General features: G+C 71.6%; 21 protein-coding genes, 1 rRNA gene and 1 pseudogene. 7 read left to right on the top strand and 16 right to left on the bottom strand.

The genetic code is table 11. The annotated features are described in order from the left end of the window. Positions 1-95, top strand: a 5S ribosomal RNA gene (gene rrf, locus ABZ193_RS37660); the annotation flags it as partial. Positions 96-202: 107 nt separating this feature from the next. On the opposite strand, the gene ABZ193_RS37655 is transcribed toward rrf, so the two are convergent. The 11 genes from ABZ193_RS37655 to ABZ193_RS37605 all read right to left on the bottom strand — a co-directional run bounded on the left by ABZ193_RS37655 (position 203) and on the right by ABZ193_RS37605 (position 12667). Then, positions 203-1843, bottom strand: a complete 1641-nt coding sequence (locus ABZ193_RS37655; protein WP_354713433.1) for a phospho-sugar mutase — start codon at positions 1841-1843, stop codon at positions 203-205. Then, positions 1840-2631, bottom strand: a complete 792-nt coding sequence (locus ABZ193_RS37650) for a purine-nucleoside phosphorylase (protein ID WP_027932495.1) — start codon at positions 2629-2631, stop codon at positions 1840-1842. Before ABZ193_RS37650 ends, ABZ193_RS37655 begins: the two co-directional genes overlap by 4 nt. A gap of 530 nt (positions 2632-3161) precedes the next feature. Then, positions 3162-4628 (bottom strand): dihydroorotase family protein, encoded by a 1467-nt coding sequence (locus tag ABZ193_RS37645; protein WP_354713431.1) that lies wholly within the window; start codon positions 4626-4628, stop codon positions 3162-3164. Positions 4629-4653: 25 nt separating this feature from the next. After that, positions 4654-6000 (bottom strand): FAD-binding protein, encoded by a 1347-nt coding sequence (locus ABZ193_RS37640; protein WP_354713429.1) that lies wholly within the window; start codon positions 5998-6000, stop codon positions 4654-4656. After that, positions 6000-6629: an aspartate/glutamate racemase family protein gene (locus ABZ193_RS37635; RefSeq protein ID WP_354713427.1), complete on the bottom strand. Its 630-nt coding sequence runs from the start codon at positions 6627-6629 to the stop codon at positions 6000-6002. The genes ABZ193_RS37640 and ABZ193_RS37635 overlap by 1 nt, the downstream gene beginning before the upstream one ends. Beyond that, positions 6629-7960 carry an MmgE/PrpD family protein gene (locus ABZ193_RS37630; protein ID WP_354713425.1) on the bottom strand — a complete coding sequence of 444 codons (1332 nt, stop codon included), beginning with the start codon at positions 7958-7960 and terminating at the stop codon, positions 6629-6631. The genes ABZ193_RS37635 and ABZ193_RS37630 overlap by 1 nt, the downstream gene beginning before the upstream one ends. Beyond that, a complete protein-coding gene (locus ABZ193_RS37625; RefSeq protein WP_020417740.1) occupies positions 7957-8658 on the bottom strand; it encodes an ABC transporter ATP-binding protein in 702 nt (233 codons plus the stop codon). The genes ABZ193_RS37630 and ABZ193_RS37625 overlap by 4 nt, the downstream gene beginning before the upstream one ends. Then, positions 8645-9379, bottom strand: coding sequence for an ABC transporter ATP-binding protein (locus ABZ193_RS37620; protein WP_354713423.1), 735 nt, complete (start codon positions 9377-9379; stop codon positions 8645-8647). Before ABZ193_RS37620 ends, ABZ193_RS37625 begins: the two co-directional genes overlap by 14 nt. After that, a complete protein-coding gene (locus ABZ193_RS37615; protein ID WP_354713421.1) occupies positions 9376-10422 on the bottom strand; it encodes a branched-chain amino acid ABC transporter permease in 1047 nt (348 codons plus the stop codon). The genes ABZ193_RS37620 and ABZ193_RS37615 overlap by 4 nt, the downstream gene beginning before the upstream one ends. Then, a complete protein-coding gene (locus tag ABZ193_RS37610) occupies positions 10419-11426 on the bottom strand; it encodes a branched-chain amino acid ABC transporter permease (RefSeq protein ID WP_237340079.1) in 1008 nt (335 codons plus the stop codon). Before ABZ193_RS37610 ends, ABZ193_RS37615 begins: the two co-directional genes overlap by 4 nt. Then, positions 11423-12667: an ABC transporter substrate-binding protein gene (locus tag ABZ193_RS37605; RefSeq protein WP_354713419.1), complete on the bottom strand. Its 1245-nt coding sequence runs from the start codon at positions 12665-12667 to the stop codon at positions 11423-11425. The genes ABZ193_RS37610 and ABZ193_RS37605 overlap by 4 nt, the downstream gene beginning before the upstream one ends. Positions 12668-12883: 216 nt before the next feature. On the opposite strand from ABZ193_RS37605, the gene ABZ193_RS37600 reads away from it, so the two are divergent. The 5 genes from ABZ193_RS37600 to ABZ193_RS37580 all read left to right on the top strand — a co-directional run bounded on the left by ABZ193_RS37600 (position 12884) and on the right by ABZ193_RS37580 (position 17394). Continuing rightward, complete coding sequence (locus tag ABZ193_RS37600) at positions 12884-14062, top strand: CoA transferase (RefSeq protein WP_354713418.1); 1179 nt, start codon at positions 12884-12886, stop codon at positions 14060-14062. Beyond that, a complete protein-coding gene (locus tag ABZ193_RS37595; protein WP_354713416.1) occupies positions 14059-14868 on the top strand; it encodes a CoA ester lyase in 810 nt (269 codons plus the stop codon). Before ABZ193_RS37600 ends, ABZ193_RS37595 begins: the two co-directional genes overlap by 4 nt. Continuing rightward, the gene (locus ABZ193_RS37590) at positions 14865-15680 is read left to right on the top strand and encodes a cyclase family protein (RefSeq protein WP_354713414.1); all 816 of its coding nucleotides are present in this window, start codon (positions 14865-14867) and stop codon (positions 15678-15680) included. Before ABZ193_RS37595 ends, ABZ193_RS37590 begins: the two co-directional genes overlap by 4 nt. A gap of 146 nt (positions 15681-15826) precedes the next feature. After that, entirely contained in the window at positions 15827-15994 is a 168-nt protein-coding gene (locus ABZ193_RS37585; protein ID WP_354713412.1) for a hypothetical protein, read from the top strand. Further along, positions 15991-17394 carry an MmgE/PrpD family protein gene (locus ABZ193_RS37580; protein WP_354713410.1) on the top strand — a complete coding sequence of 468 codons (1404 nt, stop codon included), beginning with the start codon at positions 15991-15993 and terminating at the stop codon, positions 17392-17394. Before ABZ193_RS37585 ends, ABZ193_RS37580 begins: the two co-directional genes overlap by 4 nt. A gap of 57 nt (positions 17395-17451) precedes the next feature. On the opposite strand, the gene ABZ193_RS37575 is transcribed toward ABZ193_RS37580, so the two are convergent. Next, a complete protein-coding gene (locus ABZ193_RS37575; RefSeq protein WP_354713408.1) occupies positions 17452-18501 on the bottom strand; it encodes a zinc-binding dehydrogenase in 1050 nt (349 codons plus the stop codon). A gap of 131 nt (positions 18502-18632) precedes the next feature. Between ABZ193_RS37575 and ABZ193_RS37570 the strand changes: the two genes are divergently transcribed. Further along, positions 18633-18845 carry a hypothetical protein gene (locus ABZ193_RS37570; protein WP_354713406.1) on the top strand — a complete coding sequence of 71 codons (213 nt, stop codon included), beginning with the start codon at positions 18633-18635 and terminating at the stop codon, positions 18843-18845. Between the two features lie 412 nt (positions 18846-19257). Here the strand turns inward: ABZ193_RS37570 and ABZ193_RS37565 are convergent, their stop codons facing one another. The 4 genes and pseudogenes from ABZ193_RS37565 to ABZ193_RS37550 all read right to left on the bottom strand — a co-directional run bounded on the left by ABZ193_RS37565 (position 19258) and on the right by ABZ193_RS37550 (position 23540). Continuing rightward, the gene (locus ABZ193_RS37565; RefSeq protein WP_354713404.1) at positions 19258-19443 is read right to left on the bottom strand and encodes a DUF4262 domain-containing protein; all 186 of its coding nucleotides are present in this window, start codon (positions 19441-19443) and stop codon (positions 19258-19260) included. Positions 19444-19579: 136 nt separating this feature from the next. Continuing rightward, a pseudogene (locus ABZ193_RS37560) lies at positions 19580-19756 on the bottom strand (DUF4262 domain-containing protein); the annotation flags it as partial. A gap of 98 nt (positions 19757-19854) precedes the next feature. Further along, positions 19855-21600 carry an FAD-dependent monooxygenase gene (locus ABZ193_RS37555; RefSeq protein WP_354713402.1) on the bottom strand — a complete coding sequence of 582 codons (1746 nt, stop codon included), beginning with the start codon at positions 21598-21600 and terminating at the stop codon, positions 19855-19857. An 8-nt stretch (positions 21601-21608) separates the two neighbouring features. Beyond that, complete coding sequence (locus ABZ193_RS37550; protein WP_354713401.1) at positions 21609-23540, bottom strand: maleylacetate reductase and hydroxyquinol 1,2-dioxygenase domain-containing protein; 1932 nt, start codon at positions 23538-23540, stop codon at positions 21609-21611. Positions 23541-23791: the final 251 nt, after the last annotated feature.

Below are 23791 nucleotides of genomic sequence, written 5' to 3'. Positions count from 1 at the left end.
AAACGCCCGGTCCCATTCCGAACCCGGAAGCTAAGCCTGCCAGCGCCGATGGTACTGCACCCCCGCGGGTGTGGGAGAGTAGGACACCGCCGAACTTAACTTGATACTCGAGGCCCCGGTCGAGAACTGTGAAAAGTTCTCCCGGGGCCTCGAGCTTTTTGTGGTGCGGTGCTGCCCCGGACGAGAGGGCAGCACCGGACGGTCAAGCCAGCAGAGCCTCCACGTCGGCGCGCAACGCCGCCATCGTTGACGTCGCATCCACTCGCACCTCAGCCAGAGCCGCCTCATCCGGCACTGGCCGCGTCACCTGCAGGTAGCACTTCAACTTCGGCTCGGTGCCCGACGGGCGGATCACGACCCGCAACCCGCCGCCGGCGATGCGCAACGCATCCGTCTCCGGCAACAGGTCCGCCATCTCCACGGCCGCGCCGGCCAGCTCCGTTGGTGGCGACTTCCGCAGGCGTGCCATGAGCTGCCCGCGGACCGACAAGTCCGTCACCCGCAACGACACCTGGTCCGTGACGTACACCCCGTGCGCGACGGCCAGCCGGTCCAGCTCCTCGAGCAGCGACCGGCCCTCGGCCTTCAGCTTCGCAGCCAGATCACAGGCGAGGGTCGCCGCGGCGATGCCGTCCTTGTCCCGCACGAAGTCCGGGTTCACACACAGTCCCAGCGCCTCCTCGTAGGCGAACACCAGCCCCTCGCCGGAGCGGGTGAGCCACTTGAAGCCGGTCAGCGTCTCCGCATACCGGGCGCCGCGAGCCCTGGCGATGTCGCCCAGCATGGCGGCCGACACGATCGTCGTCGCCACCAGCGGGTCCGGGTTGCTCGTCGTCGACAGGACGTACTCGCCGAGCAGGACCCCGGTCTCGTCCCCGCGGAGCATCCGCCACTCACCGGTCGCGTCCGGCACACCGACCGCGCAGCGATCCGCGTCCGGGTCCAGCGCGATGGCGAGGTCGGCGTCGACCTCCGCGGCCAGCGCGAGCAGCAGGTCCGTCGCGCCCGGCTCTTCCGGGTTGGGGAAGGACACCGTCGGGAAGTCCGCGTCCGGCGCCGACTGCTCGGCCACCAGGTGCACGTCGGTGAACCCGGCCCGGGACAGGGCCTCACGCAGGACCTCGGCGCCGACCCCGTGCAGGGCGGTCGCGGCGATCCGCAGCCCGCGGTGCGGCGACCGCGGGACCTGGGAAACCCGGTACAGGTACTCGTCGAGGATCTCGTCGCCGAGCACCGTCGCACCCGGTTTGCGGGGCACGCTGATCGCGCCGGGAGCGGCGGCGATCGCGGCTTCGATCTCGGCGTCGGCGGGCGGCACGATCTGGATCGCGACGTCGTCGTAGAGCTTGTAGCCGTTGTCGGCGGGCGGGTTGTGCGACGCGGTGATCTGGATGCCCGCGGCCGCGCCGAGGTGCTTCGTCGCGAACGCCACCAGCGGCGTCGGCAGGGGGCGGGGCAGGACCCGGACGTCAAACCCGGCCGCGTGCAGCACCTCGGCCGCCGCGGTCGCGAACTCCTCCGAGCCGTGCCGGGCGTCCCGGCCGACGACGACGATCCGGCCGGCGTGGCCGTGCGCGGTCAGCCAGGTCGCGACCCCGGCGGTGGTGCGGACGACGACGGCGGTGTTCATGCCGTTCGGTCCGGCCCGGACGGGGCCGCGCAACCCGGCGGTGCCGAACTCGAGCGGACCGGCCATCCGGTCGGCGAGGTCGGTCACCGCGTCGGAGGCGCCGTTCATCGCAGCGGCGAGCACGGCCTGCAACTCCTGCCGCGCGGCCGGGTCGACGTCGTCCGCGATCCAGCGGATCGCGCGGTCGCGGAGTTCGGGGGTGAGGCGGCTCATGCGCGCGCGACGAGCCGGCGCAGCAGGGTGCCCATCTTCTCGGCCGACGCGCGTCCGGCCTCCAGGACCTCCTGGTGGCTCAACGGTTCGCCGGTCATGCCCGCGGCCAGGTTGGTCACCAGGGACAGCCCGAACACCTCGACACCGGCGGCGCGCGCGGCGATCGCTTCGAGGACGGTCGACATGCCGACCAGGTCGGCGCCGAGCGTGCGCAGCATGCGGATCTCGGCGGGGGTCTCGAAGTGGGGGCCGGGCAGGCCGGCGTAGACGCCCTCGGTGAGGCTCGGGTCGATCTCGCGCGCGAGGTCACGCAGGCGGTGCGAGTACAGGTCGACGAGGTCGACGAAGTTCGCGCCGGTGATGGGGGAGGTCGCGGTCATGTTGAGGTGGTCGCAGATCAGCACGGGCTGGCCGACCTGGTAGTCGTCGCGCAGCCCGCCGGCGGCGTTGGTGAGCAGAACGGACTTCACCCCCGCGGCGGCGGCAGTGCGCACGTTGTGCACGACGCGGCCCACGCCCTTGCCCTCGTACAGGTGGGTGCGGCCGAGGAGCACCAGGGTGCGCTTGCCGTCCACGTCCACGGAGCGGACGGTGCCGCCGTGCCCGACGGCGGTCGGGGTCTCGAAGCCGGGCAGCTCACCGAGCGGGATCTCCGCCTCGGGCTCGCCGATCACGTCCGCCGCGGGACGCCACCCGGAGCCCAGCACCACTGCGATGTCGTGCTTGGCGAACCCGGTGCGCTCCGCGATGGTGGCGGCAGCAGCCGACGCCACATCTTGTTCGGTCATGGGCCCATCTTCCCAGCGGTGCGCTGCCGCCGTGCCCCAACCCAACCCAAGAAGCTGGGTGGTCATCCCGTCGCCTGACACCGGCGCGATCACCTTGAGCCAGGGCCGCAACCTGCGCTGCCAACCGGCGGCCGAACATGCCAACCTTGCGGCCCTGGCTCAAGGTGATATGCACAAACCGGAAGGCGACGGGATGACCACCCAGCGACCACCTCGTCAAGGTGGGACGAGGCACCCAACCCCTGGTCATCCCAGAGCCTGCCCGTCCGGCGAGGACATCTCTTGATCTTTAAACCCGCGCTGTCGCGCGGAAAAAGCGCCTCACGGCGCTCGAAAGGTCACCTTCCGACCACCCCCGCCCCCGATGCCTGATTGTGTTTCAGTCGCCGAGCAGGCGTGTCAAGGCGGGAAAGAGTGCCTTGACACGCCTGGTCGGCGACTAAAGATCGGCTGTGGATCGGGGGCGGGGGAGGTCTGGTTGGGTTGGCCGCTTCTGTTTCGTTGCCGGGCGGCGGTTTGTTGTTGTGGTTTTAGCGGCCGCGCTTGAGGAATTTGCCTGTGGGCTCGCCTTGGATTTTGCCGTCCGCGTAGACGTGGTTTCCCCGCACGAAGGTGTCCGTGACTCGTGCGGTCATTTCGAAGCCCTCGAACGGGGTGTATTCCTGGGTGCTTTCCGAGTCGGCCGCCCGCACGGTCCACTGGACGTCCGGATCCACCAGGGCGAAGTCCGCGTCGAAGCCTTCCGCGATCTTTCCCTTGCGCAGCAGTCCGTACCGTTGCGCTGGGTTCCACGACAGCAGCGCGGCGATCTTCTGCAGCGACAGGCCTCGCTTGGTGCCCTCACCCACCAGGCCGGGCAACAGGTACTCCGCGCCGCCGAAACCGGACTTCGCCAGGAAGACGTCCTCCCGGTCCGAGCCGAACTTCAGCTCGTCCCGGCAGCACGCGTGGTCGCTCACCACCCAGTCCACCTCGCCCGCCAGCACATGCCGCCACAGGGCTTCCACGTCCTCGCGCTCCCGCAGCGGCGGGTTGACCTTGCCACCGATCCCGGACGCCGTGTCGACATCCGCCAGCAGGTGGCCGATCGTCACCTCGCGGCGGAAGTCGATGTGCGGGAACGCCGACGCCATGGTCAGCGCCGCCGACAGGGCCTTCTCCGACGACAGGTGCAGCAGGTTGATGTTCGGCAACCCGGTTTCGTGCGCCAGGTACGACGCGATCGTCACCGCCAGGCCCTCCGAGTGCGGCGGCCGCGAAGCACTGTACGCCCGCAGCCCGGTCAACGAGCCGTCCTGCTCGACCATCTTCGTGTACGCCGTCATGATCTCCGCCGTCTCGCAGTGCAGCGACAACGACAGGTGCGGCGCGTACTCGGTCAGGATTTCCCGCGCCTTCTGCACCCCGCGCATCACGAACTCGAAGTGCGCGATGTCGTAACGCTCGTCCGGCGGGATCATCAGGAAATCACTCTGGCTCGTCGACCGGCCGTGCAGCCCGTGCGAACCGTAGAACATGAAGATCTTGAACGACGTGACGCCGTGCTCCTCGACGAGGAACGGGATCTCCTCGATGTGCTGCGCGCTCATCGGCGCCAGGTGGAACGCGTAATCGACGTACGCGTTGCCCGCGGACTTGCTCAGCACCTCCGGGAAGAAGTCCCGGTAACTGCCGCCCTTGTTCAGGTAGTACTGCCCGGTCCGCATGTAGGTCAGCGACGTCGTCACGCCGCCCTGCGCGCTCGCCCGGCTTTCCGTCCGCGTGTCGGTCGACAGCTCGTTGTAGATGCCCCAGTGCTGGTGCGCGTCGACCACGCCGGGGAACGCCAGCAGGCCCCGGCCGTCGATCACGCTGGCGGCGTCGTCGGCGGGCAGGTCCGGCGCCACCCGCGTGATCGTGCCGTCGTTGACGGCGATGTCCAGCAGTTCCGGCTCGCCGTCGGGGCCGTCGGGCCGGACCACCCGGACGTTGCGGACCAGCAGTTCCGTCGTTGCCATCTCTCGTTTTCCTCCGCGTGATCGATCAGGCCGGGCGACGTGCGACGTCGTTCGCGGCCAGGTACGCCAGCCCGAAAGCCGGCAGGAGCCCGTTGCCGGGCAGGTATCCGGCGGCGCCGTGACCGGAAATGCCCGCCGCCGCGCCGCCCGCGGCGTACAGGCCGGGGATCGGCCGGTCCTGGGCGTCGACGACTGCGGCGTTCTCGTTCACCAGCAAACCGCCCTGGGTGTGGAAGAGCGCGGGCACCACCCGCACCGCGGCGAGGCGGCCGGACAGCGGGCGTTCCCAGTTCGTGCGGCCGAACGAATCCGCGCGCTCACCGCGAGCGATCGCGCCGGCGACGGCCAGTTCGTCGGCCAGCTCCGGCAAACCGGTCGCCGCGGCCAGCTCCTCAGCCGAATCAGTCCACACCAGCGCGCCCGAGGCGACCGTGTCCCGGAAGTCCTGGAACGGCTGGCACTGCTCGAAGATCGTCTCGTCCAGCACGATCCAGCCGGTCGCGCCGGGCCGGGCGGCCAGTTCGGCGGCGTACTCGGAGTAGCCGCGGGTCTCGTCACCGAAGCGGCGGCCCGTCGTGTCCACCAGGACCGCGCCGTGGATGATCGTCGCCCAGCCGACGAGCGTGCCCGCGTTCGCCGCGACCGCGCCGTGGCCCTGGTAGGCGTCCAGGTAACCCATCGCGGCGCCGAGCTTCTCGCCGATCCGCAACGCGTCGCCGAGCGACTGGTCACTGCCCTGGTACAACGCGTCCGCGATCTCCGGCAGGTGCCGAGCGACCAGGTCGCGATCGGCGCCGAACCCGTTGGTGGCCAACAGGACCGCGCGGGCCGGGATCTCCTCCTCCGCACCGTCCGGGTACCGCACCACCGCGGCGCGGACACCGCCGTCACCGGTGAGCACGTCGACCAGCTTCGCCGGCGCGAGCAGCTCGATGTTCTCGTGCTCGGCGACCCGCCGGGCCAGGTGGTCGACGACCCCGGAGCCGTGCCGCCCCGGGATCGAGTGGCAGCGCGGCACCGCGTGACCGGGGTAGTTGAAGTCGGTGACCAGCGACAACGGCAGCCCCGCCGAATCCGCCATCCACTCCACCAGCGGCGCGCTCACCTCCGCCAGCGTACGGGCCAGCCGCGGATCGGCCTGGCCCTTGGTCTTGGCCATGATGTCGGCGACGAACCGCTCGGGCGAGTCGTCGACACCGGCCTCGGCCTGCCAGCGCGAACCGGCGCCGGGGAACATCGCGGTCGACATCGACGTGTTGTTGCCACGCCGGAAGTGCTCGCTGGCCTCGACCACGACCACGCTCAGCCCGAGTTCGGCGGCACGCAGCGCACCGGCCAGGCCGCCACCGGCACCCGCGACGACGAGATCCATCACGCCTCCACCGCCAGCAACCGCAGCGCCAGCGCCGTCGGATCGACGATCCGGGCAGGCAGGTCGGCGGGTTCGACGTCCACCGCCGAACAGCCGTTGATGACCGCGGTCGCGCCCAGCGACGCCAGTTCGCGCACCGCGGCGCCCAGCGCCCGGTTCCACGTGCCGGTGTCGGCGATCGCCTCGAACGGCAGGTCCAGCACGCGCGTGCCGGCGAAGTAGGGGCTCAGCCCGTAGGCGGCGATGCGCTTGCCGAACTCGGCGGCGATGGCCTCGTTGCGCACCACGGCGCCGAACCGCACGCCCTTGCCCGCGAGGTAGGTCGCGGACAGCTTCAGCAACCCGTGCACCGGCCGCGGATCCGCCGCGACGGTGTCCGGCACCGCCGGGTCGAGCACGCAGTCCGGGAAGGCCAGGTCGTAGCCCTCCCCCGCCCGGGCGAGCGCGGCGGCCACCTGGCGTTCGGAGGCGCGCACGGACTCGTCGGTGTCCAGCGAGGCCGGTGCGGCGGCGCCGACGTCGACGAGCTCGACCTCCAGGCCCGGCGGGGCGAGCCGGTCGTAGCGGGCCTGCCGCCGCCGGATCTCCTCCGCGGGCAGGTGGATGGGCGTCACCGCGAGGGCACGCATCAGTTCAGCTCCTTCTCGTCCGGTCCGGCCAGCCCGCGCAGGGCGTCCCCGGCGCGAGCCAGGCCGGGCAGCTCGTGGCTGACCGCGACGGCGCGGTCCACGAGCCCGGGCTGCCGGGGCAGCCACGTCTTCAGCAGGGCGACCAGGTCGTCCTCGCCCAGCGGGTGGTGGTCGGCGTCGCCGACCGGGTTGGGCACCTCGCGGGTGAGCGTGGTGCCGTCGTCGAAGGCGACCGTGACCCGCGCGGCGCGTTCGGCGGGCAGCCGGGCGGTCAGGTCGTCGGCCGCGACCAGCCGCACCCGCCGCGCAAGCGTTTGCACCGCCGGGTCGTCGAGGGCGCTGTCCGGGCCGACCCGCCCGGTCAGTGCCGCGGTGGCGACCACGAACGGGGTGGAGAACATCGCCGACAACCGGTTCGTCCAGTCCGTGCCGGTGAGCCCGGCACCGAGCGCGTGGGACTCGACGAGGATCGACGTGATGCCTGCCGCCGGGAACTCGCCGCGCAGCGCGAGGACCGCGTCGGCCGCCGGGTGGGTGAACGAGCAGGACGCGTGCCGCTTGAAGTAGCCGTGCTGGATGTCCCACCGCGTTCCGAGACCGGCGGTCAGCTCGCCGGGGTCGAACGAGCCGAGCAGTGTGCCGAGGGACAGCGCCGCGGTGCCGGTGTTGCGTGCCATCCCGGCGGCCGCCATCCGTGCGGCCGCCAGACCGGAGGTGGCCGAAGCGCCCATCCAGGCGTTGCGCACCGGGTTGCCGGTGGTCGCCGAATCGAAGTGCCCGGCGATCGCCATGCCCGCCGCGGTGTCGATGGCCGCGGCGGTCTGCTCCGCGTCGAGCCCCAGCAACCGCGCGCACCCGGCCGCCGCACCGGGCACACCCCAGCTGCCGTGCGGGTGCGCGCCGGGCGTCAAGGACGTCGCGCGACCGAACCGCGACGCCACCTCGTAAGCCGCCAGCAACGCCGCCGCGGTGTCCGCGCCGGTGCTGTCCAGATCCGCGGCCAGCGCGAGCACCGCGGGGAAACCGTGCGCGGCCGGGTGCCCCTTGGCGTACTTGTTGCCCTCGTCGAGCTCCAGCGACACCAAGGCCATCCCGTTGAGGAACGCCGCCGCGTCGACGGTCACCGACCGCCCGGCGCCGATCAACGGCGCCGGCCCGTCCGGCGCCCGCCACGCCGCACGCAGCGCCCGCTGCTCCGGCTGCGCCGCGCCGACCGCGGTCACCCCGAGGACGTCCAGCAGGACCAGCGCGAGCCGGTCCCGCACCACGTCCGGGGTGTCCAGTTCGGACACCCACGCGCCCAGCTGTCGAGTCGATTCGGCCGCTGTCACAGTCCCAGGTACGCCTTCCGCACCCGGCTGTCGCCGGCGAGTTCCGCGCCGCTGCCGGACAGCACGGTCGACCCGCTCTCCAGCACGTACGCGCGGTCCGCGATCGCCAGCGCCTGCTTGGCGTTCTGCTCGACCAGCAGCACCGACACCCCGTTGTCCCGGATCCGCCGCACCGCTTCGAGCATCGTCCAGGTCAGCTTGGGTGACAGGCCGGTCGACGGCTCGTCCAGCATCAGCAGCTTCGGCGCCGCCATCAGCGCGCGGGCGATCGCCAGCATCTGCTGCTGACCACCGCTGAACGTCTGCGCGATCTGCGTGCGCCGCTCGGCGAGGACCGGGAACAGCTCGTAGACCTCGGCCAGCGACTTCGCCGCCTGCGCCGGGGTGCGCGTCCACGCGCCCATCCGCAGGTTCTCCTCGACGGTCAGCGTGCCGAACAGCGCCCGGTCCTCCGGCACGTGCACGAGACCGTCGCGCACGAGCTGGTCCGGACGGCGGCCCGCGGTCGGCGCGCCGTTGAACGTGATGCTGCCGGACAACGCCTTCAACTGGCCGCAGATGCTGCGCAGCGTCGTGGTCTTGCCCGCGCCGTTCGCGCCGACCAGCGCGACGATCTCGCCCTCGCCCAGGTGCAGGTCGATGTCGTGCAGGATCCGCATCCGCCCGTACCCGGCGCACACCTTCTCAAGCGTCAGCATGGGTCGGCTCCTCACCGAGGTAGGCGTCGATGACACGCGCGTCGCTGGTGACCTCCTGCGGCGACCCGACGGCGATGACGCGGCCCTGGTCCAGCACGAGCACGCGGTCGGCGAGCCGCATCACCGCGGCCATGATGTGCTCGATGAACAGCAGGGTCACGCCCTCCTCGTCGCGCAGCCGCGCCAGCAGGTCCAGCACCGGTTCGCGTTCCGCGGGCACCAGCCCGGCGAGGACCTCGTCGAGCAGCAGGACTTTCGGCCGCGTCGCGAGCGCGCGGGCCAGTTCGAGCCGCTTGAGACCGGCGGTCGGCAGTTCCGGCGCGGCCCGGTGGGCCCACGGCCCGAGCCCGACCCGCTCGACCACCTCCAGCGCGTGCTCGCGCAGCTTGCGCCTGCCGAACCGGTGGTGCTGCGCGGCCAGGCAGACGTTCTCCAGCACGGTCATGCTGGAAAACGGCCGCATCAGCTGGAACGTGCGCACCATCCCGGCGCGGGCGATGCGGTCCGGCGCCCGGCCGGTGACGTCCTGGCCGGCGAACGCCACCCGGCCGGTGTCCGGGGCCAGCGCGCCGGAGACGACGTTGAACAGCGTGGTCTTGCCCGCGCCGTTCGGCCCGATGATGCCGAGGATCTCCCCCTCGGCCACCTCGAAGTCCACATCGGACAGCGCACGCAGCCCGCGGAAGGACTTGCCGATCCCGTCGGCCCTGACGATGCTCATCGACGCCACCTCGCCGCGATCGTTCCGACGATGCCTTTCGGCAGCAGGCGCACGATCAGGATCAGCAGCACCGCGTACAGCACCACGTCCAGACCGCTGCGCCCCTGCAGGAAGCCCAGGAACTCCGGCGGGGTGCGCAGCAGTGTCGCCGTCACGTCGGTGAGCGAACCGACGATGATCGCGCCCACCACCGGGCCCCAGATCGTGCCGATGCCGCCGATCACGACCGGCACGATCGCCTGGATCGACACCGCCGAGCCGAAACCCAGCTCCGGGTTCACGAACAGGTAGTACTGGGTGTAGAAGGCGCCGGCGACCGCGGTGATCGCGGCGGACAACGCCACCGTCATCAGCTTGTGCCGCATCACCGGCGTGCCGAGCGAGGCCGCGGCCAGCTCGTCGTCCCGGATCGCCGTCACGTACTTCCCGGCGCGGGAGTGCAGGAACACGATGCTGATCGCGACCGCCGCACCGGCCAGCACCAACGCGACCCAGAAGTACGCGGGCGAGTCGGCCTCGAACTGCAGCATCCACAGCGACGAGTCCGGGATCAGCGGAACGGTGAACCCGACGGCCTTGTTCGCGAACGCGCTGCTGGTCACGATCAGCCGCAGCATCTCGGCGAAGGCGAACGTGGCGAGCGCGAAGTACGCGCCCTGCAGCTTGTAGCGGAACGAGAAGTACCCGATGAGCACGGCGGCCGCGGCGGCCACCGCCATCCCGGCGACCATCCCGATCCACGGCGACACGTTGTGCTTCACCAGCAGGTAGGCACTGGTGTAGGCGCCGAGGCCGAAGTAGGCCGCGTGCCCGAAGCTGAACATGCCGCCGAAACCGCTCATGATGTTCCAGCCGACGGCCATCAGCAGGAAGATCAGGATCCGCACGGCCACCGCGCCCTGCGCGGGCGGCAGGATGAGCGGCAGCGGGATCGCGATCAGCACCAGCACGGCGAGGATCGCGAGCTGCCGGTTCTGCGGGCGCAGCGGCGGTGCCTTGACCTTCTCCGCGCCGGCCGGACCGGCGATGGTGATCGTGCTCATGCGCTCCTCCTTCCGAAAAGCCCCTGCGGCCGCAGGAAGAGCACGAGGATGAACACCACGAACACGCCCAGCAGCGAGGACTGGCCGCCGAGGTAGATCGTGGTGAGCTGCTCGACCAGCCCGATCAGCAGGCCGCCGACGAGCGCGCCCACGACGTTGCCCATCCCGCCGAGCACCACCACGACGAACGCGGTGATGTTGAACTGCTCGCCCAGCGTCGGGGTCACGGTGACCAGCGGTCCCGCCAGCGCGGCGGCCGCACCGGCGCACGCGGTGCCGATCGCGAAGGTGAGCGTGTGGATCCGGCGGACGTTGATGCCGACCAGTTCCGCGCCCGGCCCGTTCGCGGCGACGGCGCGGATCGCGGTGCCCAGCCGGGTGCGGCGCAGCAGCCAGTACAGCAGCGCGCCGAGCAGGATCGCGCCGAGGAACGCGTAGAGCCGCGAACCCGCGACGACCGCGCCCAGCAGCGGGAACTGGAAGTCGCCGGGCAGCGCGATGGTCTTGGGCTCGGCGCCGAAGAACATCAGCAGCCCGTTCTCCAGCAGCAGCGACAGGCCCAGCGTGATGAGCAGCTGGTTCTCCAGCGAGCTGCCGCCGGTGCCGGAGAGCAGTCCACGGTGGACGGCCGCGCCGATCAGGAACAACGCCGGGATGGCGATGACCAGCGTCAGGTAGGGGTGCATGCCGGTGGCCTGCACCATGCCGAAGGAGATGAACATCGCGACCGCGAGCAACGCGCCGTGCGCGAAGTTGACGATGTCCAGCACGCCGAAGATCAGCGTCAGGCCCATCGCGATCAGGCCGTACAGACCGCCGGTCAGCAGGCCGGTGACGACCGACTGCCAGACCACCAGCCCGCTGCCCGACTGCAGCAGCGCGACGACGATCGCGACGACGAGGACACCGCCGACGACACCGGCGCGGCCGAGGAAACCGCGGTCCTTCTTCTGGGGTGGGGAGACTTCGGGGGCGAGCGCCGCCCCCTGTGCTGTTTCGCTCATGGCCGCCACGTCACCTGGTACTCGGGCCGGGATTCGGCTTTCTCCGGGGGATAGACCTGCTTGACCTGGCCGTCCTGGATCTGCATCAGGACCGCCATGGCGTTGCGGTTGTCGCCGTTGGAGGCGAACTGGATCGGGCCCGCGCCCACGGTCAGGGGTGCGACCTGGGCGGCGGCGATGGCATCGCGGACCTTCTCCGGATCGGTGCTGCCGGCCTTCTCGACCGCCTGCGCGATCACCTGGACCGCGTCGTAGGACAGCACCGCGCCGGTCCGCATCGGATCGCCGTAGGTGCGCTGGTACTGCTCGCGCAGCGCGACGGTCTGCGGGTTGGTCGCGTCGTAGTGGTAGTTGGTGCTGAAGTACAGCGCGCCGAGATCACCGGCGTCGGTGACGAACTTAGGCTGGTCGAAGGCGCCGTTGGAGACGCCCCAGACCGCGTCGAGATCCGGTTTGACCGAGGCGATCGCCTTGGCGGCCAGCAGGCTGTCGCGGTAGTAGCCGGCCACCGCGAGCACGTCCGCGCCGGACGCCTTGACCTGCGTGACCTGCGCGGTCAGGTCGCTGACGCTCGCCGCGTCGTAGCTGATGTTCGGGCCGACCTCGATGCCCAGCTGCTCGGCCGCCGCGGTGAACGCCTCCGCGGCGCCGCTGCCGAAGTCGCTCTGCTCGTGCAGGAACGCGACCTTCTTGACGGGCTTGCCCACCTGCTGCGACACCTGCTGGAGGTACTGCGCGGCCGCCGTCGCGATGACCTTGCTGCCCGGCTGCACGCGGAACACGTACTTGTAGCCGTGGGCGTAGATCGCGTCGGAGGCGGTCACGTCCGCGACGAACGGGACGCGGTTGCGTTCCGCCACCACGGCGACGTTCGTGCTGACCGCGCTCTGGTAGGTGCCGACCAGGCCGACCGCACCGGCCGAGATCAGCCGCTGCGCCTCGCTCTGGCCGATGTCGGCCTTGCCCTGGGTGTCCCCCGTGACCAGCTCGACCTTGCGGCCGCCGAGGGACTTGATGCCGCCTGCCGCGTTGATGGCGTCCACCGCCATCTGGGCGCCGCGGCGCATCTGCTGCCCGTCCACCGCATTGGACCCGCTGACCGGGTGCAGCGCGCCGATCTTCACCGGGCCCTCGTCGCGTCCGGCGGCCGCGCCGGCGGCCCCCATCGGAGCCGAGCCCCCGCAACCGGTCGCGAGCAGGGCGCACGCACCGAGCGCGGCGATGAGCTTTCGCGCGGACATGTCACCTCGTTCCGCTTAGAGAAACATTGGGAGTGATGCGGGCTATCGTGACACCCGCCTCCACGTCAGGTCAATATCCAGTCATAACTTGACGGAGCGCCGTTATCAGTGCGAACTTGGTGACCAGCGCGATGCGTCGGCGACGAAACAGGATGTTTACCGATGTTCCTCCTGGCGAAACGACGCTCGCCGGGACGAGAAAGGCAGGTACGCCCCATGACGGGCGCATTGTCCGGGATCCGGGTACTCGACACGGCCACCCTCTTCGCCGGCCCGCTGGCGGCGACGCTGCTCGGCGACTTCGGCGCCGAGGTGATCAAGATCGAGCACCCGAAGGGCGATCCGGTCCGCAGCCACGGCGCCCAGCGCGACGGTGTCGGCCTGTGGTGGAAGATGCTCGGCCGCGGCAAGAAGGCCATCACCCTGTACCTCGGCGCGCCCGAGGGGCAGGAGGTGTTCCGGAAGATGGTCGCCGACGCCGACGTGGTGATCGAGAACTTCCGGCCGGGCACCCTGGAGCGCTGGGGCCTGGGGTACGACGAACTGCGCGAGATCAACCCCGGCCTGGTGCTCGCGCGGGTCACCGGGTTCGGCCAGATCGGGCCGTACGCGAAGCGGCCCGGGTTCGGCACGCTGGCCGAGGCGATGAGCGGGTTCGCGGCCATCACCGGGGAGCCGGACGGGCCGCCGACGCTGCCGCCGTTCGGGCTCGCCGACGGGATCGCGGCGCTGACGACGGCCTACGCGATCATGACGGCGCTGCGGGCGCGGGAGCAGACCGGGCACGGGCAGGTCGTCGACCTGGCGATCATCGAGCCGATCCTGACGCTGCTCGGGCCGCAGATCATCGCCTACGACCAGCTCGGGCAGCTGCAGGAGCGCACCGGGAACCGGTCGGTGAACAACGCGCCGCGCAACACCTACCGCACGCGCGACGGCAGCTGGGTGGCGATTTCGACCAGCGCGCAGACGATCGCGGAACGGGTGATGCGACTGGTCGGGCGTCCCGAGCTGGTCGACGAGCCGTGGTTCGCCTCCGGCGCGGAACGAGCGAAGCACGCGGATCTGCTCGACGAGGCGGTCGGGTCGTGGATCGCGCAGCGGGACCGCGACGAGGTGGTCAAGGCGTTCGAGGAGGCCGAGGCGGCGGTCGCGCCGATCTACACGGCGGCGGACGTGATGAGCGACCCGCAGTTCGCGGCGCTCGGCACGATCGCGACGGTCGACGACGACGAGCTCGGGCCGGTGAAGATGCAGAACGTGTTGTTCCGGCTGTCCGAGACGCCGGGGCGGATCACGTCGGCAGGCGCCCCGCTCGGCGCGCACACCGAGGAGGTCCTGGGCCGGTACGGGGTGGATGTCGCCGCGCTGCGGGAAAAGGGCGTCGTGAAGTGATTGCCCGCAGCTGGCTGTACGTGCCCGGCGACCGGCCGGACCGCATCGGCAAGGCACTGGCCGGGCCCGCGGACGCGGTGATACTCGACCTGGAGGACGCGGTTTCGGCTGCTGCCAAGGACTTCGCGCGGCGGACCGTGCTGGAGGCGCTGGCGTCCGCGTCGGCTTTCGTGCGGATCAACGCGCCCGGGACCTCCGCCGGTGAAGCGGACATCCGTGCGCTGGCTTCCGTCGACGGTGTGGCCGGTGTTCGGGTGCCGAAGGCCGAGGATCCGGGCGAGCTGCGCCGGGTCGCCGACGCGCTCGGGGTGCCGGTGTACCCCGTGCTGGAGTCGGCGCTGGGGGTGGAGAACGCGTTGGCGCTGGCGACCGCGCACCCGCTGGTGGCCGGGATTTCCCTGGGGGAGGCCGATTTGATGGCTGACCTGCGGGTACGGGATTCCCGCGCGCTGGCGTGGCCCCGTTCGCGGGTCGTGGTGGCGGCGCGGGCGGCCGGGTTGCCGAGCCCGGTGCAGAGCGTGTGGACGGCGGTGCGTGACCGGGACGGTCTGCGTGCCTCGACGGTCGAGGGGCGGGACGCCGGGTTCTTCGGCCGGTCGGTGATCCACCCCGCGCAGATCCCGGTGGTGCACGAGGTGTGCGCGCCCGATCCGGCCGAGACGGCGTGGGCACGTGACGTGCTCGCCGCGGAGGAGTCGGCCTGGATCGACCGCAACGGACAGTTCGTGGACGCCGCGATCGTGGCGCGCGCCCGGTGGGTGCTCGAGATCGCGGACCAGTACGTGAAGGAAGGCAAGGGTTCATGACACAGGATGCGTTGCTGGCGGCGGTGTCCGGCGGGGTGCGGTTGATCGAGCTGGGTCAGCCGTTCTTCACCGGCATGCCGACCTCGCCGAACCATCCCGGGTTCCGGATGACGTTGATCCGCAGGCACGGGGACATGGAGCGGGCGGACGGCGGTTCGGCGGCGAACGAGATCATCGTGACCGGCGGGCACGTCGGCACGCACATCGACGCGCTGTCGCACGTGAGTCATTGCGGGAAGCTGCACGGGGACGTGGACGCGGCGGAGGCCCAGCAGGGTGGCGTGTTCAAGACCCACGGCGCGGAGAACCTGCCGGGCCTGCTGAGGCGGGCGGTGCTGCTGGACGTGGCGGCGGTGCACGGGGTGCCGGTGCTGGAGGCGGGTTACGGCGTGACGGCGGAGGACCTGGAGGCGGCGGCGAAGCTGGCCGGCGCCGAGCCGGGACCCGGTGACGTGGCGTTGATCCGGACGGGCTGGGCGCGGAAGTTCTCGGACCCGGTCGCGTACATGGGCAAGGAGTCGGGCGTGCCGGGCGCGGACGTGTCGGCAGCCACGTGGCTGGCCGCGCGGGGAATCGTCGCGACCGGCGCGGACACGACGGCATACGAGCAGATCCCAGCCGGCGCGGGGCACGCGGTGCTGCCGGTGCACCGGGTGCTGCTGGTCGAGTCGGGGATCTTCATCATGGAGCACCTGAACCTGGAGGCGATCGCCGAGTCCGGCGTGCGGGAGTTCGTCTTCATGCTCGCGCCGCTGCGCATCGTCGGCGGCACAGGCTCGCCGGTGCGCCCCCTCGCGGCGGTGGCGGCATGACGCGCCCGTTCCTGCCCGCCCGTCCTCGGCGGCACAGGCTCGCCGCTGCGCCCACTTTGCGGCGGTGGCGGCATGAGGCGCTCGTTCCTCCCCCCATCCTCGGCGGCACCGGCTCACCGCGGCGCCCACTTTGCGGCGGTGGCGGCATGACGCGCCCGTTCCTGCCCGCCCCACCACCCATCATCTGCGGCACCGGCTCACCGCGGCGCCCACTTTGCGGCGGTGGCGGCATGACGCGCCCGTTCCTGCCCGCCCCACCACCCATCCTCGACACCGGCACGCCGGTGCAACCCCTCGCGGCGGTGGCGGCATGACACAAACAATCGTGCAGCGGCTGGCGGAGTTCGCGGCCTCGGTGCGGGCGAAGGGCCTGCCGTCCGAGCTGCGGGACGATGCGGCGCGGCGGGTGCTCGACGTGCTGGGCAACAGCCTCGCCGCCACGTCCGAACGCCCGGCCGCCGCGGTCGGCGCGCTCGTTCGCGAGTGGGGCGGGTCCGGCCGGGCGACGGCCATCGGGTCCGGCGATCGGCTGCCCGAGCCGAGCGCGGCTCTGGTCAACGGGACACTGGCGCACTCGCTGGACTTCGACGACACCCACCTGCCGTCGGTGCTTCACCCTTCGGCGTCGGTGGTGCCCGCGGCGCTCGCGGTCGCCGAGGCGCGTGGCTGCTCGGGCGCGCAACTGCTGGACGCGATCGGCGTCGGCGTCGAGATCACCGTGCGGCTCGGCATGGCCGGGTACGACTCCGAGCTGGGCAACTCGGTGTTCTTCGAGCGCGGCCTGCACGCCACGGCGATCTGCGGCGCGCTGGGCGCGGCGGTGGCGTGCGCGATGTTGTCCGAAGTGGACGAAGACGGCATCGCGGACGCATTGGGGATCGCGTCGAGCATGGGGGCGGGCCTGCTGGAGGCGAACCGCACCGGCGGCACCGTGAAGCGCGTGCACTGCGGGTGGGCGGCGCACGCGGCGGTGACGGCCGCGGGCATGGCGCGGCACGGCATCACCGGCCCGCCGACCGTGCTGGAGGGCCGGTTCGGTCTGCTGCAGGCGTTCTGCGGGGACCAGACCGACGTGGACGCGATCACCCGCGGGCTCGGCGACGAGTGGGAGCTGCCCGGCATCTTCTTCAAGCCCTACCCGTGCAACCACTTCACGCACGCCGGCATCGACGCCGCGCGGCGGTTGCGGGAGCGGGGCGTGGCGGTCGAGGAGATCGAGTCGCTGGAGCTCGGCGCGCCGACCGCGGTGCTGCGCACGATCGGTGAGCCGCGGGAGGACAAGATCCGCCCGCGGTCCGGCTACCACGCCGCGTTCTCCGGCCCGTACACGGTGGCGGCGGGCTTCCTCGGCGGCGGCGGGCTGGGCGTCTTCCACGACGACTTCACCGACGCGGCGGCGGCTTCCCCGGAGCGGCTGGCGTTGGCGGCGAAGGTGACCTGCGTGCCGGACACCCGGTGCGACGAGATCTTCCCGCACCAGTTCCCGGCGGTGCTGCGTGCGCGGCTGCGGGACGGCCGGACGCTGGAGGAACGGGTGGACGCCAACCGCGGCGGGGCGGCGAACCCGCTGTCCGCCGAGGAGCTGGCGCTGAAGTTTCGCCTGAACGCGACGCGCGTGGTGTCCGCGGAGGCGGCGGAGCGGATCACCGAGCTGACGTACGGCCTCGCCGGGCTCACGGACCTCGGTGAGCTGACCCGCCTCCTGCGGGCCTGAACCGCTGGTGGTGACCGCACCGGACCTGTGGCGCGCTCGCGGGTCCGGTGCGGGCGGTCAGGGGACCAGGACCAGTCGAATGGGGTTGCCCTCCTTGCGTTCCAGGTGCTCGACGGCGGTCGCGGCGTCGGCGAGGGGGTAGGTGCCGCTGATGCTGCGGCTCCATTCCAGGCGGTGGTAGCGCGCCAGCTCGATGAGCTGCTCGACCGCGCCCGGCTGGGAGCCGTAGTGGCCGAGCAGGCGCTGGCCGCGGTAGCTGAATCCGATGCCGTCGGTGACCGTGAGCGGTTTCGGGGTCAGCCCGACGAGCACGAGACGCCCGCCGAGGCCGAGGCAGCTCACGGCCTGCTCCCGGACCGCTGGCACGCCGGCCATGTCGAACGCCACGTCCAGCCCGGAACCGCCGGTGAGGGCGAGGATCTGCTCGCGCAGGGTGGGGTCGCCCGGGTCCAGCGCGAGGTCGGCGCCGAATTCCAGTGCCCGTTCCCGCGCCGCTTCGAGCGGATCCACCGCGACGATCGGGGCGGCGCCGATCAGCCGGAGCAGCTGCACCGCGTGCGCGCCGAGCCCGCCCGCGCCCCACACGCCCGCCGGCCGGGCGGGCTGGGCCTGGCCGGTGCCGGTGACCGCGCCCCACGGGGTGGACACGGCGTCCGGCACGATCGCGGCCTGCACGAACGGCAGGTCGTCGGGGATCGGGATGAGGGTGTGCTGGCTGGCGAGGGCGTACTCGGCCCAGCCACCGTCGTAGTCGACGCCGCGAGTACGGACCTGCAGGCACGGGTCGCGGAAGCGCACGCAGTTCGGGCACTGGCCGCACCGCTCCCCCGCCTCCAGTGCGACGCGCTGGCCCTCCTGCCACCGGTCCGGCACGTCGGGGCCGATCGCGTCGATCTCGCCCGCGACCTCGTGGCCGAGGGTGACCTCGGGGGTTTCGAGGAAGAGCGGCGTGAGGGTGCCGTCGATCAGGTGGACGTCGGACAGGCACACCCCGGCCGCGCGCACCTTGATCCGGACCTGGCCCGGCCCGGGTTCGGGTACCGGCACCTCGCGGACGTCGAACTTGCGCGAGCCGATCTCGAGCCTCCCGGCCAGCATGGTGGCCATGCGGGTCCTCCCGTCGTCGCGGCGGCGTTACCCCAGATGGTGTCCCAGGTGCGTGATTCTCACACGTGACTTCCTCCTTCTTGGCACGATCGGTGGCAGAATGGGAGCTGACCGGACTGGGGAGGTCGCTCATGGTGCTCCTGGTGGTTTTCGTCGGCATCATCGGTTTGCTGCTGGTCACCGCGGGGGTGCACGACCTGCGCACCCGCCGGAAGCGCCCGGTGAAGCCCTGGGCGACGGGCGAACTGGTCGAGCACCGCCGCGACCTGCACGCGGCGCAGGGCGTGGACTTCCGCGTGCGCGACCTCAGCTGGATGGCCGTGCACCGCCGCAAGCCGCGGTGATTGTTCGTGGCCGGCGCCCGGCGTGTGCTGGGGCGGGTTTCAGGGTTTACGAAGCGGGCGGCAATGGGTCAAGCGTTGCGGCCAGGGCGAGTGGGCCGAGCAGCCTCTGGTGCTAGGTGGCTGTCCGCGGGCGGGCGCGACGCGACCGCCTGCCACTGTGGCCCCGGCGAGTGGACTGAGCGCGCCACCACCGCCAGAGCGAGTGGCTGCAGGCACGGCGCCATGGGCGAGGGCATTTTGGCTGCTTGCGGGCCGCCGCCGCGGCCCGAGCGCCTGGCTGGCATTACACGCGGGGCGAGTCGGCTAAGTGCGCCACTGCGGGCGGGGCGAGTGCGTTAGGCGCGCACCCTACGGGCGGGGCAAGTGCGTTACGCGCGCGCCGTTGCGGGCGGGCGTGTGGGCGCCGCGCGGGCTAAGGCCAGGGTGGGGTGGCCGTCTGCATGAGGACGGCGCCGGCGCGGGGGCCTAGTACTGGTTGGCGTCCGCCGGGGCCTTGCCAGCCTGCGCGCCATGGCCAGCGGCCTTGTGCGTCCGCGTGGACGAGTTGTGTTGCGCGCACCTCGGGGCCGTACAGATCGACCGCGGTGCGCAGGTGCACCGATGGCACCTCGACCGCCACGGCTTCCAGCAGCAGGTTTCCCGGGCCCGGTAGGCGCTCCCCCCGGCGCCAGGTCCGGCTCGCCCGTTCGGAGCAGGTGCGCGGCGACCTCGTTGAGCACGTCGCGCGCCCGGTGGGGCTCCATGGCTGTCACCACCAGCTCCGGTCTGCCCCGGCCCGTCAGTCCCGCCGTGTAGGCCCACGGCGGCCGATATCCGTTGCCCTCGAACGAGATCACCGCCCAGCCGTGCTCGGCGATGATCTCGCACAGGTGTCGCAGGTGCCCGCCCGGCCGGTCGCACTTACCGCACATCGTCTCCCCCTCGGAGTTCGGGTCGCTGTGCGATCGACTATGCAGGGCGGCACCGACAAAAAGACAGTCCCGCCCCCGGCGCATTCACCCGATCGTGGCTAATTGGGGGAAAATTGACGGTGCAGCACCTGGTTCAGCACGTCACGGAGAACCCCAACGTGCCCGGACGGCACATCGGACACGGATCGCCAGGCCACGTAGCCATCCGGACGAACCAGGAGACATCCGGCCTCATCGAGGTCCGACACCCGGCGCCAGTCACCGTAGGCATCCCGCGCTCCGGCATCACCGATCCGCACCGCCCGCAGCGACAGCTCCTCGGCCGCGGAAACCCAGCCACCACCGGCGAGACCGGTCACCACGGTGAACGCGCCACGGCCAACGAGATCCAAAGTAGACAGACGCTCGCCGTGCTCGTCCACCAGCCACGCGTGCGGCAGCTTCGCCCCGGGCCTGGTCGAGGGCTGGTGGAACAGCTCCGGATCCCGCTCCCACACCTCCGGCGGGGCGTCGTCCGGGATCACCGCCCCCGACGCGTACCGCTGGTTCAGCTCGACGCCGTGCGCGTTGAACTCGTAGTTCTTCAGCTCGATCGCCTCGTGCAGCGCCTGCCGCCGCTTGACGCCCTCCGGATCGTCCGCCCGGCACGCCGCCAGACCGGCCACGATGCCCTCGTCGTCACCACCACCGGCGATGCCCAGCGCGGCGAAGATCGGCCCGAACTGGTCGCGGCTCAGGTTCGCCCGGTCCACGATCTGCCTGCCCACCGGCGCCCGCTCCGCCGTGTAGGTGTCGAGCAGCCCCGGCCCCGCCTCGCCGCGCAGCACCATCGCCAGCTTCCACGCCAGGTTGTAGGAGTCCTGGATGGACGTGTTGGACCCGAGCCCGTTCGACGGCGGGTGCCGGTGCACCGCGTCGCCCGCGCAGAACACCCGGCCACGCGAATACTCGGTGGCGTAGGAGTGGTTGACCGTCCACAGTGAAGTCGAGGTGATCTCGACGTCGACCGAGGCGTCGCCGACCAGGTCGTGCACGATCTGCCGCGCGGTCGCCTCGTCGACCTCCGGCGGCGGCTGCTCGATGTCGTAACCCCAGGTCAGCAGCCACTCGTCCCAGGGCCGCACCATCCGCACCAGCCCCATTCCGATGCCGCCGAGGTGCGCACCGGGCCGCATCACCCAGTACAGCACGCTCGGCCGATGCGCGACGTGCCGCGACAGGTCGGCCCGGAACACGATGTTCATGCTCCCGGCCTTGCCGCTCTGCCCGGCGATCGGCAGCCCGATCTGCTCGGCCACCAGGCTGCGCCCGCCGTCCGCGCCGATCAGGTACCGCGCGCGCACGGTGAACTCGTCGCCCCGCACCCGGTCGCGCAACCGCGCGGTCACGCCGTCCGCGTCCTGTTCCAGCGACAGGAATTCGGTGTCGAACCGCACCTTCGCGCCGCGGGCCGCGGCGTTGCCGATCAGGATGGGTTCCAGGTAGGTCTGCGGCAGGTCGATCATGCCGCACGGACTGGCCGCCGCGTATTCGCTGAGCGACCGCGGCCCGGTGCCCCACGTGCGGATGCGGCCGATCTCGTCCCCGGCCAGCGACGTGCACAGCACGGTGTCGCCCATCAGTTCCTGCGGCGTGCCCGCGGCGAGCGCCTCCTTCTCGACGCCGGCGTCCCGCAGCACCTCCAGCGTCCGCTGGTTGGTGATGTGGGCGCGTGGGGTGTTCGCGACCCAGCCGTACTTGCTGACGAGCAGCGTGTCCACGCCGTAGCCGGCCAGCAGCAGGGCCGCCGATCCGCCTGCGGGACCGCTGCCGACGACCAGGACGTCGGTGTCGTAGGTCTGCATGGAAACTCCTAGCGCGCGATGCGGAAGGTGAATTCGAGCAACCGCCACTCGCCGTCGACGGCCCGTCCGTCCGGGGTGGGGCCGTGCCGCGGGACGAAGTCCACGACGAGGGAGTCCTTGACGCCGAAGACGGTGTCGCCGCGCCCCGTCGAGGCGTCCAGGTACGGCCCGCCCTTGACGAACAGCTGCGTGATCAGCTGCTGGTGGCCCGGCGCGTTGATCATGAAGTGCACGTGCGGCGCCCGCCACGGGTGCCGCCCGGTGGCCGCGAGCATCTGCCCGACCGGGCCGTCCTCCGGGATCGGGTACTCGTTGGGCAGGATCGACCAGAACCGCACGCGGCCGTCGGCGTCGCTGCGGAAGCGCGCCCGCAGCACCGGCCCGTCGAGGTCGGGCAGCTGGACGTCGTAGTAGCCGTCCTCGTTGGCCTGCCAGACGTCGACGACGGCGTCGGGGACGGGCTTGCCGTCGGGGTCGGTGACGCGGATGTCCGCCCACATCGGCGTGCCGGGCAGTCCCCGGGCGATGTCGGTGCCCTGCTCGGCGGCCGGCGGGCCCTCGACGTAGAACGGGCCGAGCACCGCCGAGGGTGTGGTGTCCGGGGTGCGGGAGTTGGTCAGGACGTCGACCGCGCTGGACACCCCCAGCACGTCGGAGAGCAGCACGAACTCCTGCCGCGTGTCGGTGGTGATGTGGCCGGCGCGGGTCAGGAAGTCGATGGCGTACTGCCATTCGTCCTGGGTGACGTCGTTGGCGGTGACGTAGTGGTGCAGGTGCCGGACGAGGTCCGTGACCAGCTGTTTCGCGCGCGGGTCCGGCGTCTGGTCGAAGCTCGCGACGACCTGCCGGGTGAGCCAGCCCAGGTCCGGCACGGCGCGTCCGCCGCCCGGGCGGGTGCCGTGCCACGCCTGCCGCAGCAGGTCCTCGATGCCCTCGCGGGTCAGCTCGCGCGGGTTCGGGTACGGCTTGGCGGTGGCGAGTTCGGCTGCGCGCGGAACGTCGTCGAGGCTCATGCCCAGCTCCCGCAGCGACGTCGGCCCGCCGCAGCGGACGACGAGGTCGTGCACGCCGCTGGGCGCGTCGGTGGTGCCGAGCGCCGCCGCGATGCGGGTCATGACCTCGGTCGCGGCCGGGGCGTTGTAGGCCATGGCGTGCGGGAGGATCACCGTGTGGGTCTCGGCGTGCGGCAGGTCGAACGAGCCACCGAGGGTGTGGCAGAGTTTGTGGTGCAGGCTCATTCCGACGGTGGCCAGGCAGGTGCCGGCGAGCCACGCGGCCTGCAGCAGATCCGCCCGCGCGTCCACATCGGACGGTTCGTCGACGAGGACGGGCAGCGACCGGGCGATGCGGGTGATCGCGTCCAGGGCCATCCCGTCGACGATCGGGTTCGCCTGCGGTGCGTACAGCGCCTCGACCGCGTGGGCCATCGCGTTGATGCCGCTGGTGACCGAGACGGCGACGGGCAGCCCAAGGGTCAGGTCGACGTCGTAGATGACCGTTTCGGGCAGGATGGCGGGTGAGGACCGGGTGGTCTTGCGGCCGTTCTCGGTCTCGCCCAGGACCGGCGTGACCTCGGAGCCCGCGTAGGTGGTCGGCAGGATGACCTGCGGCAGGTCGGTGCGCACGGCGAGCGCCTTGGCCAGCCCGGTGGTGGAGCCGCCGCCGATCGCGACCAGGCAGTCCGCTTGGTGTTCGGTCAGGACCGCGAGGGCCTGCTCGGTGACCTCGACGGGCGTGTGCATGGCGGCGCCGTCGAACTCCGCGGCGAGCAGCGGTCCCAACGCGTCGCGCACCGGCTGCGCGGCATCGTGGAGTGGCGGGCTGGACAGCAGCAGCACCCGAGTGCCACCGAGCCGCGCCACCTCCTCGCGCACCTGAGCAACCGTCCCCGAGCCGAAAACGACCCGAGCCGGATGAGCCGAGTAGACGAAGCCCCGCATCGCGCTCCACTCCCTTGACACCGACGTGTCGACCAGTATCGGCTGTGGTGGGGAGCGGCGCCTGCACGGAATGCGCGTTCTTCGGCACAAAAGAGGCGCGAAGCGGCCTTGGGCTTTGAACAAAACCCGAGCTGGGTGGTCATCCCGTCGCCTGACACTGGACGATCACCTTGAGCCAGGGCCGCAACCTGCGCTGGGTCCGGCAGCCGAGAACACAAAGCTTGCGGCCCTGGCTCAAGGTGATATGCACA

Origin of the sequence: Amycolatopsis sp. NPDC006125 (assembly GCF_040614195.1) — a bacterium.
GTDB lineage: Bacteria > Actinomycetota > Actinomycetes > Mycobacteriales > Pseudonocardiaceae > Amycolatopsis_E > Amycolatopsis_E tucumanensis.
This window is presented reverse-complemented; position numbering and strand designations above follow the sequence as displayed.

Excerpts from the sequence above, each read along its gene's own strand:
- ABZ193_RS37655 (WP_354713433.1), bottom strand. The coding sequence starts at position 1,843 with ATGAGCCGCCTCACCCCCGAACTCCGCGACCGCGCGATCCGCTGGATC.
- ABZ193_RS37650 (WP_027932495.1), bottom strand. The coding sequence starts at position 2,631 with ATGACCGAACAAGATGTGGCGTCGGCTGCTGCCGCCACCATCGCGGAG.
- ABZ193_RS37645 (WP_354713431.1), bottom strand. The coding sequence starts at position 4,628 with ATGGCAACGACGGAACTGCTGGTCCGCAACGTCCGGGTGGTCCGGCCC.
- ABZ193_RS37640 (WP_354713429.1), bottom strand. The coding sequence starts at position 6,000 with ATGGATCTCGTCGTCGCGGGTGCCGGTGGCGGCCTGGCCGGTGCGCTG.
- ABZ193_RS37635 (WP_354713427.1), bottom strand. The coding sequence starts at position 6,629 with ATGCGTGCCCTCGCGGTGACGCCCATCCACCTGCCCGCGGAGGAGATC.
- ABZ193_RS37625 (WP_020417740.1), bottom strand. The coding sequence starts at position 8,658 with ATGCTGACGCTTGAGAAGGTGTGCGCCGGGTACGGGCGGATGCGGATC.
- ABZ193_RS37620 (WP_354713423.1), bottom strand. The coding sequence starts at position 9,379 with ATGAGCATCGTCAGGGCCGACGGGATCGGCAAGTCCTTCCGCGGGCTG.
- ABZ193_RS37615 (WP_354713421.1), bottom strand. The coding sequence starts at position 10,422 with ATGAGCACGATCACCATCGCCGGTCCGGCCGGCGCGGAGAAGGTCAAG.
- ABZ193_RS37610 (WP_237340079.1), bottom strand. The coding sequence starts at position 11,426 with ATGAGCGAAACAGCACAGGGGGCGGCGCTCGCCCCCGAAGTCTCCCCA.
- ABZ193_RS37605 (WP_354713419.1), bottom strand. The coding sequence starts at position 12,667 with ATGTCCGCGCGAAAGCTCATCGCCGCGCTCGGTGCGTGCGCCCTGCTC.
- ABZ193_RS37600 (WP_354713418.1), top strand. The coding sequence starts at position 12,884 with ATGACGGGCGCATTGTCCGGGATCCGGGTACTCGACACGGCCACCCTC.
- ABZ193_RS37590 (WP_354713414.1), top strand. The coding sequence starts at position 14,865 with ATGACACAGGATGCGTTGCTGGCGGCGGTGTCCGGCGGGGTGCGGTTG.
- ABZ193_RS37585 (WP_354713412.1), top strand. The coding sequence starts at position 15,827 with ATGACGCGCCCGTTCCTGCCCGCCCCACCACCCATCATCTGCGGCACC.
- ABZ193_RS37580 (WP_354713410.1), top strand. The coding sequence starts at position 15,991 with ATGACACAAACAATCGTGCAGCGGCTGGCGGAGTTCGCGGCCTCGGTG.
- ABZ193_RS37575 (WP_354713408.1), bottom strand. The coding sequence starts at position 18,501 with ATGGCCACCATGCTGGCCGGGAGGCTCGAGATCGGCTCGCGCAAGTTC.
- ABZ193_RS37570 (WP_354713406.1), top strand. The coding sequence starts at position 18,633 with ATGGTGCTCCTGGTGGTTTTCGTCGGCATCATCGGTTTGCTGCTGGTC.
- ABZ193_RS37555 (WP_354713402.1), bottom strand. The coding sequence starts at position 21,600 with ATGCAGACCTACGACACCGACGTCCTGGTCGTCGGCAGCGGTCCCGCA.
- ABZ193_RS37550 (WP_354713401.1), bottom strand. The coding sequence starts at position 23,540 with ATGCGGGGCTTCGTCTACTCGGCTCATCCGGCTCGGGTCGTTTTCGGC.